The 8,639-nt window shown below is 57.9% G+C and carries 8 protein-coding genes; 5 read left to right on the top strand and 3 right to left on the bottom strand.

The genetic code is table 11. The features are described from left to right. Nucleotides 1-221: 221 nt before the first annotated feature. On the bottom strand, nt 222-1,883 hold the full coding sequence (locus DVK07_RS18810) for a MarR family transcriptional regulator (protein WP_158603182.1): 1,662 nt from the start codon (nt 1,881-1,883) through the stop codon (nt 222-224). Nucleotides 1,884-2,206: 323 nt separating this feature from the next. Continuing rightward, entirely contained in the window at nt 2,207-2,389 is a 183-nt protein-coding gene (locus DVK07_RS18805) for a hypothetical protein (protein WP_121598438.1), read from the bottom strand. A gap of 127 nt (nt 2,390-2,516) precedes the next feature. Here DVK07_RS18805 and DVK07_RS18800 point away from each other — a divergent pair, with 127 nt between their 5' ends. The 5 genes from DVK07_RS18800 to DVK07_RS18780 are packed head-to-tail and all read left to right on the top strand — an operon-like array spanning nt 2,517 to nt 7,401. Continuing rightward, nucleotides 2,517-2,939, top strand: coding sequence for a hypothetical protein (locus tag DVK07_RS18800; RefSeq protein ID WP_121598437.1), 423 nt, complete (start codon nt 2,517-2,519; stop codon nt 2,937-2,939). Nucleotides 2,940-2,970: 31 nt separating this feature from the next. Then, nucleotides 2,971-4,878, top strand: a complete 1,908-nt coding sequence (locus tag DVK07_RS22400; RefSeq protein WP_147441216.1) for a hypothetical protein — start codon at nt 2,971-2,973, stop codon at nt 4,876-4,878. A 12-nt stretch (nt 4,879-4,890) separates the two neighbouring features. Continuing rightward, the gene (locus tag DVK07_RS18790; RefSeq protein WP_121598435.1) at nt 4,891-5,463 is read left to right on the top strand and encodes a hypothetical protein; all 573 of its coding nucleotides are present in this window, start codon (nt 4,891-4,893) and stop codon (nt 5,461-5,463) included. Beyond that, nucleotides 5,460-6,245 (top strand): hypothetical protein, encoded by a 786-nt coding sequence (locus DVK07_RS18785; protein WP_121598434.1) that lies wholly within the window; start codon nt 5,460-5,462, stop codon nt 6,243-6,245. The genes DVK07_RS18790 and DVK07_RS18785 overlap by 4 nt, the downstream gene beginning before the upstream one ends. Continuing rightward, the gene (locus DVK07_RS18780) at nt 6,238-7,401 is read left to right on the top strand and encodes a hypothetical protein (RefSeq protein WP_121598433.1); all 1,164 of its coding nucleotides are present in this window, start codon (nt 6,238-6,240) and stop codon (nt 7,399-7,401) included. Before DVK07_RS18785 ends, DVK07_RS18780 begins: the two co-directional genes overlap by 8 nt. Before the next feature lie 567 nt (nt 7,402-7,968). Here the strand turns inward: DVK07_RS18780 and DVK07_RS23800 are convergent. Continuing rightward, a partial coding sequence (locus tag DVK07_RS23800) for a hypothetical protein (protein WP_233565517.1) occupies nt 7,969-8,639 on the bottom strand: 671 nt, incomplete at its 5' end.

Below are 8,639 nucleotides of genomic sequence, written 5' to 3'. Positions count from 1 at the left end.
GGGGCGGGGTAGTATTTTGGACTTGTGGCCTTAGCCACACCCTTAACCCGAAACGCGATTTTCGCGGTCGGGTTCGGAGCGTCGGTGATCTCCCTCCTGCCCATGCCCATAGCCGAGGGGATGGTAGCCGGGATGAATCCTCGTCGAGAATCGGTGATTTGCCGGTCATGTTTGCCGGATTTAGAGCTCACTTTCAGCGTTGCCACTATCCGCCGGCCGCGCTATCTGATTTCCCAGACCGGGGTAGCGAATTGGCAGATACTCCCCGAGCGGCCTTCCTTTTGGAAGGTCACTAACGCATCAATGAAGTGGCCGGGGTCGCGGCCGGCGTCCTTCCACAGTTCTAATCCCTGTTCTATACGGTCCTTAATCTCTCCCTCGACCTTTCCCATCCGTATCTTCATCCGGGCGTCGTTGGCGCTATCTACGTCAATATCGTGCTTTGCCGCCCATGCGATAAATGCGGATGTTTTCTCGTCTAAGCCTCTCTCGGCGGCGTTTAGTGCCTTCGCTCCCGTCTCAACCGCTCTCCTCGTAGCCTCTCGCGCTTCCTTCACCGACTCATGGACGAGTTCGGAGATAAACGACGAACGGAGAGAGACGCGACCGTATTCGCGTTCTACGAGTTCGTCTATCCGGTTCAGCGCGCGGCGGACGCTATCCTCGTGGCGGTCGTGGTCCTTCGCTATCTGTTTCGGTGAAACCTCTCCTCCGTCCGTTACAAGCGTCTCTAAAGATTCCCATTCGACGGGAGACAATCCATCCGCGAGGTGCCGAACAACTACGCTCTGCTGGTCGTGGCGGATTTGAGTGAGGTCTAATCCGTACAGGTGATCGTCCGGCCGCTCCATATCGACTCCATCAAAATATAGGTCCGGCTTGTAGGGTCCGGTTCCTCCCTGCCCATCGCCCACGTTCCCCGAGCGGACGGGGATACCGGCGTCGGCTAAGACCGAATGAAGTGTCTCGTCTAACTGGTCCGTGAGTGATTCCAAATCGTCCCATCCGAGTTTTCGGTCCCACTTCGACGTTTGGTAAGAGACGCCGACCTTCGGATGCGCGAGCGGGTGTGAGTCGGGTTGTGATAGGGCCTCTCGGGCGTAATAGTGTTTGACCTCTCGGGGGAAATCGTGGTCCGGGAATAGTTCACGGACCCGCTCCGGGCCGAGAGTGGCGGTGTGGTAGTAGCCGGGGAGAGAGTTCCCATGTGGGTCCGTATCGTTTTGAGTGATCGACCGGAACCCGCTCCGGTCGTTTTCGAGTAAGTGACCCATAGACGCCAGCGGTCCATCACGGGCATGGACGGGGCCGCTGCGGTCTTTTTGGAGACGGACGTATCTCTCGGCGTCAATAATGTTCGAATACTCGTGTAGGTCCGAACGGTCGAAATACCAGCCGTTCACACCCACGGCCTCGGCGGCGGCTTGTAGGAGGGGGATGTATCGGGTAAATTCTATGTTCGAACCGGAGAGACGGACGTTCACCGCGTCTCCGAGCCCATCTGGAACCGAGAATTTCTTTCGAGTTCCGTCGTTTTTCTCTACCTCCATCCCCTTCCATCGGGGCGAGATATGAGCGTTGAGGCCCTGCTCTCCGACGTGATCCTCGTCGGGGTGCCGGTCTATCGCTATCCGATACTCTTTGATTTCCTCTAAATCTATCTCGGTGCCGGACGGGGTGGTGCCGGATTCGGGCACTACAAAGCCGCTCTCTTGGTAATAGAGGGTCGCGGTCCATCGCTCGCCGCCGGTTGTAAACTCCGATTTACGGCTCCCTCCGGCGGACTTTCGGGCGGCGTCGGCTCCGAAAAAGGGCTTTAGACCGTGTTGATTCCATATCGCGTTAGCCGTAAATTCGTGAGACGCGGGGCGCACGACTTTCATCGCTGTCCCTCACAGATTTGCGCCAGCGTCCGGGCGCGGAAGTTCGACCGCGGAAGTTCGCTCGCGCGGTGGAATAGTTCGCTCGGGGCGATTCGGTCGGGATTTCGGTTGTTTTCCGTCATGGTATGACGGACCCATGAAGGGAGAGAAACCGCCCATGCCCATGCCTACCGACCGTTTTAAGGGGTTTCGGGAGAGAGGGGTATGTACGGTTTTACTGGCGCGGGTGCCGGGTCCAAGGGAACCCGCGCCGGGCTTTCTACCTTCTTACCTACGGGTACGTGGGTAGGTTCTTAAAGATACCTCTTGGTGGTATGCGGTGCTTAATCGGATAGGGAGATGCGCGCGCTCTCTACGACCTCCTGATACTCTCTCGCGTCGTTTATCGCCATCCTGATGGCCTCCTGCGTGGATTGTGCCTCGGGATAGTTCTCATCAATCCATTTCTGCGATTTCTTGGTAAGGGTCATGGAGATTTTGACAGTCTCCCTTTCGGTGTTGCCCATGCCTATCGCACGAAGGCACGGGTTATAGTATAAACGGGTTCGGGGTGTTAGGCCGTCTCCTGCGTGATTATCAGGGTTTCATAATGAATCCATAGATTCATTAGGGTTCCCCTACCTTCCTGAAGGGATGGCAACATCAAAACTAAGCGGCTTCGCAGGAGGACCGGGAGAGATTGACCCGATCGACCTCGCAGCGTTGATCGGGATTCCGTGGTTCGCGGCTACCATTTTCGGCGTGTTCACGTTCAACATTAACGTGTTCGGCGGGTACGATTTCAGCGCGCCTATCTGGACAGTCGCCGGAGCGGATATTTCCGTCGCGCTGATGCTGGTTCTCGGAGGGACGGTGTGGGTCGTGGCGACTAACGAATTAACAAAAACCGACTATGACCCGGTGTACCTCGCGCTCATCGGGTTTGCGCTTCTCTCGCCGCTGCTGTTCGTGTTCGTGCCGGCGTTTGAATCGCTCGTTACGTGGTCCGACTTGACTCGTCTCGCCTTCACTATCGCGGTGTCGGCAGCAACTACGGCCGTCTCTTACCTCGCGTAAAACGCGGTAAGAGGCTTTCAGACTTCCAATTATGAGCAAAACACAAAACGATGAGATTAGCAGTCAAACCGACGACGGCACTATTCCTCGCGGGATGGTGGACCGCCGTAGTGGTATCGACGTGGACCGTGATTCTGATGCTGGCGACGGGGGCGGCGTGACCCGCTCCGAGCCCACGCCCACGGCCCAAAAGAAAAATCCAGGGCCTTCGGTCGGCCGGCGGACGTTCGTGAAAGGGCTCGGCGCGGCGGCGGCGGCGAGTGTGGTAGTCGGTCATCCGAACGGGATGGTTCAAGAATCGAAGGCGCTCGCTCCGCTGGTGGCGGGTGGGTTCCTCGCGGGGGTGGCGATTGATTGGGCGCTCCGGGAATACAACGTGTATGGTTCCGAAGCGCCGCCGGAAGGGCTGACCGCCGATGTTCTGAAACAGCAGGTGTATCAGACTGCTCTCACCCGTCAGTCTACGAACGCCACAACGATCGTCAATAACGGGACGATTCTGGACGGCGTTGAACACACTGCCTATACCGAAGCAAAGATCGCCGCGATCGAGGCGCTAAACGCTGGCTCGTCAGAGTCTGACGTACTTAGTGATGCCACCGCCGCAATCGACACTTACGAAACTACTATCAGGAGTAATCTGCTCAAGTCGTGGAATGAATCTGTTTCCGAGTTGTATTCAATGATTGATACTCTTGAGTCGCATCCTGACTTAGCGGCTGGTTCTCTGAATGTTATCGGTCTTAGTGACGAGGCGAGTTTCGGGAATTGGGAAAATCCTAATGTAAACACAATCGACCTTCCCGATGGCTCTACCTTCGACGTTAAGGGTCCTGCGTTCTTCCGAGATGGGAGTGAGGGTAGTGGTATCGCCTACTGGGACCCTACTACTAAGAAAAACGCATACGGTTCCTATGGGGCTGGGTATGTTGTAATAAAGTCTGGTGACGGTCTGGAATACTTGAAATATTCACTATGGAGCGATATTTATGGAAAGATGGATACCACTTTCCAAAACGTTCGTAATGGGATCTCGACGTGGGTAACGAACGTGTACGGAGACGTTCAATCCGGTTCGATCGAGATTTCCGACCTCGTGACGCCGCGCGAGCGGGCGGCCATGATGTCGGACGATGAAGGGATTTCGCAGGCACTTGCGGACCTAATCGCCCTGAATATCCCGGTCGATTTGGAGCGGGAGGCAACCGTTTTCATCCCCGAGTCGGGGACGACGCTCCGGGGCTCACTCGGTCTAACCGATACGTCGGACGGGCCGATCGAGGCGGGGACGACTTACGACCCGTCTACCTTCGCCGGAGACGTGTATTTCACGACGGACGTGTCTCTCTTAGAGGGAGAGTGGGATGCGTACGAGACGGGGGTAGATGGAGGGACGGTGACCCTCACAGCAGAACCGTATGAGGGGACGGTCTACACGGTCGAGACGACCGCTCCCGAGACGGTCAACATACCGGCTACGGATTTCACCGACAACGGAGGAGGCACATGGTCGTACGACGCCAGCGGGGACTTAGAGACGCCTATCACGGAGGTTTCGGCGGTTAACTACTATGCCGAATCCGAGGAGACGAATTATCAGACTATTCAACTGGATTCGTCTTTCACCGTGGAAGGGTTCGAGAACACGGAGACGGGCGAATCGGCGGATAGCGCGTCTTTCACGTCGTCGGAGCCGCAAACTGATAACAACTATATCACACAAGAGGAATGGGATAGTCTCGAACAGCAGAATCAGGAATTGATCGACAAATTCGAGGAATCGCAAAGCAGCGGAGACGGACTGTTCGGGGGAGGGGTCCCGTGGGGTGACCTCGGAGGTGCCGGCGGGGTCGGTGTGCTGGCGGTCGGGGGAGCGGTCGCGCTCGGAGCAATCGCAATCCTCCGGGAAGCAATCAAATTCTACCTGCCGGGTAGGTAGGGAGAAACGGCTATGAACACCATTTTTAGAATTACACTCATCGGGCTGTTAGGTATCGCTTTGGCGATGGGCATGGGCGGGGCCGCCGCGCAGGGAGACGGCGAGGCCGTGCCGATAAACGTCACCGTGGAAGGCGGCGAGACGGAGGCCGACACGCTCGCCAATCAGGAGGAGATACGATTAGAGGAGACGACGACTCTCACCGGGTGGGAGTTTGTAGACGGAACGGCGAGGATCGGCGTCGAGGTAGACCGTCCGACCCGTATCAGCATCTCCGACAACGTGGCGGGGTTAGGCGAGGAAGGCGCGACGCGCATCCCTGTGGTGACGCAGCGGGTCTTTCCGGGGACGACGGTGATAGCGGTCCCGGTGGAGTCCTTCGCGGGAGGTAACGCCGTCTCGGTCGCAGCGGGCGGCGAGGGAGTCCGTATCTCGACGGCGATGGACGAATCAGGAAACGACCCGTTCAGGCACTTCGGCGGCGAGTCGGGGCTTTTCAGCGGGATGCTGTTAGCGTTAGTCTCGGCGGTCGGAGGGGCGGGATGGGTTCTGAAACGGGAGGATAAGGGTGTGATGGAAGCATGAGCGAAGAAACCACTTCAAGCACGTTCGGCGGATGGGCGGACCGTATCACTTGGCTACTGGCCGAGGGGCAAATGCTGGCGCTCGGTCTAATGTTCACGCTCGGAGGTATCCTGTTGATTTACCGGCCGAGTCTCCCGACCGTGCCGCCGATAGTGGTCGGCTGGCTGGCGGCGTTGATGCTATTCGGCCCGCCGCTGTTCGGGTTCTTCGTCGCGTTCGTAAGACGTCTGCGCTCGCGTCGGATGGTGGAAGTCCACGAGATCGACGCGAGGAGAGACACGGTGAAAAAGTGGTACGTCGAGCCGGAGATTTGGAGCTCTAAATCGGTCGATGGACCGAATCCGTATCCCGTGAACGGCGGGTCCGGCTGGGGCGTTCAGTCCTTCGAATTTGATGAAGATATGGGTTCTCTCCGGGTCCGGGGAGTTTGGCTGTCGGAGTGTGAGGATACGGCCTTACTCACTAAGAAAAGCCATATGGAGTCGATATATGAGAAACTCACCGAGTCTCATATCTCCCTGAAGATAATGCGAGAGTCGATTAGCGAACTCGGCGCGGATATTCAGGGACGGATTATCAGTCGGGGAGCGGAGGCCCGAGAAAAGGGGACGATGATGGACCCGACCGGGGTTAAAGAGGTGTTCGAATCCTTCGAAAAGGATATTGAAGGAATCGGGGCGGATGACCTCCCGACGCTTGAATTAGATGAATCGATGGGCATGGGCGAGGAGGCCGAGCCCGCCGCGAGCGAACCCGCAGAGGAGGCACCAGCAGATGACTGACGACAACGACGTTTATACGCCGGCACAGTACCGGGAACATCAGGATGGGTACGGGGTCCGTGACCCGGACGCACACCCACACGCCGGGGTAGTGAGGGACGAGGAGGTATCCCGATACCTGTCGGTTCTGTCCTCGGAGTATGGGCATGGGCGGGGTCACTTCGAGAACCCCGACCGGCTGCCGGGGAGGGCCGATGAACTGAAAGAGGTGGAGAGAATCCGGCGAATCGCTGCGACGGAGACGGCGCGCTCGGCGTTAGACACGGGTGATATGCCGTCTCTCAAACACCTAACCGGGGACCAGCAGGAGCGAGCCGACGTGAGCGGGATGAAGGCGATTCAAAAGGTGGATGAGATAATCACCTCGCCCGCTCCGGTGATAGTGATTCTCGGAGAGATGGGCACGGGAAAGACGGACGCCGCGAGTCTAATCGGACAGCGGGCGAAGCACTTGCTCGGAGTCGAGCAGATCGCCAGCAACGTGCCGAGCCTTCAAGAAACGACGAAGTGGGTAGACGACGAGGGAGAGGTCCGGTCCGGGTTCGTCCCGAATTTTGGGACTCTCGACAAGTGGGTAAAACAGGATGGTGACCCGATGGAGAACCCACAGAGTCAGAAACTCTTTATCGGGGACGAGTTCTCATCCGTCGGAGACGGCGGCGGGAAGGCTGGCTACTTGATGAGAAAGAAAATGGGTCCGTTAGTGTTCAAGATACGGAAATACGACGGTCTGCTAATCTACGTCGCACACGACGAAAGCAGTATCCACCCGCTCCTTTGGAGAGTCGGTGTGATAATCAAAAAGACGAGCAAAAAGCAGGCGGTCGTAGCCGACTCCATCAAGAACGGGGAAATCAGGGACGAACGGTTCCGTATCGATGGAATCCCACAAACCGACTGGCGATATGATACGAAAGACCCGGCCGTATGGAGTTGGAGTGAGACGGAGGAGGAGGAGACGCCGGAACCCGGTTCGGTCGCGTATGACGTGGCGATATGGACGGTTGTGAGGTGTAAAAAGGACGGGATGAGCAACCGTGAAACGGCCAAATTCGTGCCGTATAGCCACGGATGGGTAGGAAAGCGGTGGAATGAGTATAACGTCGGGGGAGAACACCGAGACACAATATCCAACGTGGAGGCCATAACCGCATGAAGGCGCGGGGGCGGATAGGTGGATACGGATACGTACCCCCCTCCATCTATACAGGCCCATCCGCTCCCCTCCGAGGGAGGGAAGCGACCGATGGGCGCTCGTCGAGAGATGTCGGCGGAGTGATATATAAGACGCGCGAAGGCGCGAGCGACCGTGAGGGATGGTAACTCATGCCGTCCCACCGAGCGAACGCACACGGAACCGCGTGCGAGTATCACTTAGCCGACAAATACGGCGTTCGTCTCAAAGACGCGGACGGAAAGCGGATCGATACCAGTTGGTACGACGGGATGAAGGCGGGGACGCCGTGGGAGTTCAAAGCGACCGCTCGGACCCATGCGGACGGGAATCCGGGGAATTTCAAGATATATCGGGCGTATCACTCCAAACTACAAGCGAACGGTGGAAGGTACGGATTCGCCGTCTACCGGGTCCGTGGGACGGGAACACAGGTTCTCGGCACTAAGACCGTGGCGGCGTCTCGTCTCCCTACGGTCCGCTGGCACGGGGGCGGGTCGCACCGTGATACGCAACAGGCAAAAGTGCCGATTTCGGCTATCTTCTAACTCACGTCGCCTTTAGACGGACGGATGAGAGATATTTAGAGACGGTGTGTTCGGAGACGCCGAGCCGGTCGGCTACCTGCTGGCGGCTACCGGGCGAGCCGTATCCTCCCTGAAGGTACAGCCATGCGGCGATAGGTGCCTTTCCGCTGGTGGCGATATTGGTAGGGACGAATTGGAGTGACCCGCGCTCGGGGCGGTCGAACCCGCCGACATGAAGCCAAAGGCCAAAATGGAGTTTAGCGTCCCTGAATCGGTCGTATTCGGCACGTTCGTGAACGGTCCCATAGTCGGGGTCGTCGTATTGTTCAATCACGGAACCGCTCCCGTCGTCCGACTCGACTAATCGCGTTCCGTCGGATAGTGTCTGAACAACCGTCTCGGCGTCCGATATGGTTTCCTGATGGGTTGCCATGTTACCCAAAAAGGGAAGGTGCCACTTAGATGTTTTGGGAAGGGTGGCGCGCGCCGGCTCGTCTCTCCTCGCGGGGCGGTCGCGGTCGAGGCGGCGGTGGGGGCGCGAATTTTTTCGCGCGCCCTGCGGGGCGGGGGCGGGGTAGTATTTTGGACTTGTGGCCTTAGCCACACCCTTAACCCGAAACGCGATTTTCGCGGTCGGGTTCGGAGCGTCGGTGATCTCCCTCCTGCCCATGCCCATAGCCGAGGGGATGGTAG

The organism is Halorubrum sp. Atlit-26R (assembly GCF_003666015.1).
Classification (GTDB): Archaea; Halobacteriota; Halobacteria; order Halobacteriales; family Haloferacaceae; genus Halorubrum.
The sequence above is the reverse complement of the archived record's forward strand: the minus strand, read 5'-3'. Positions and strand labels throughout refer to the sequence as shown.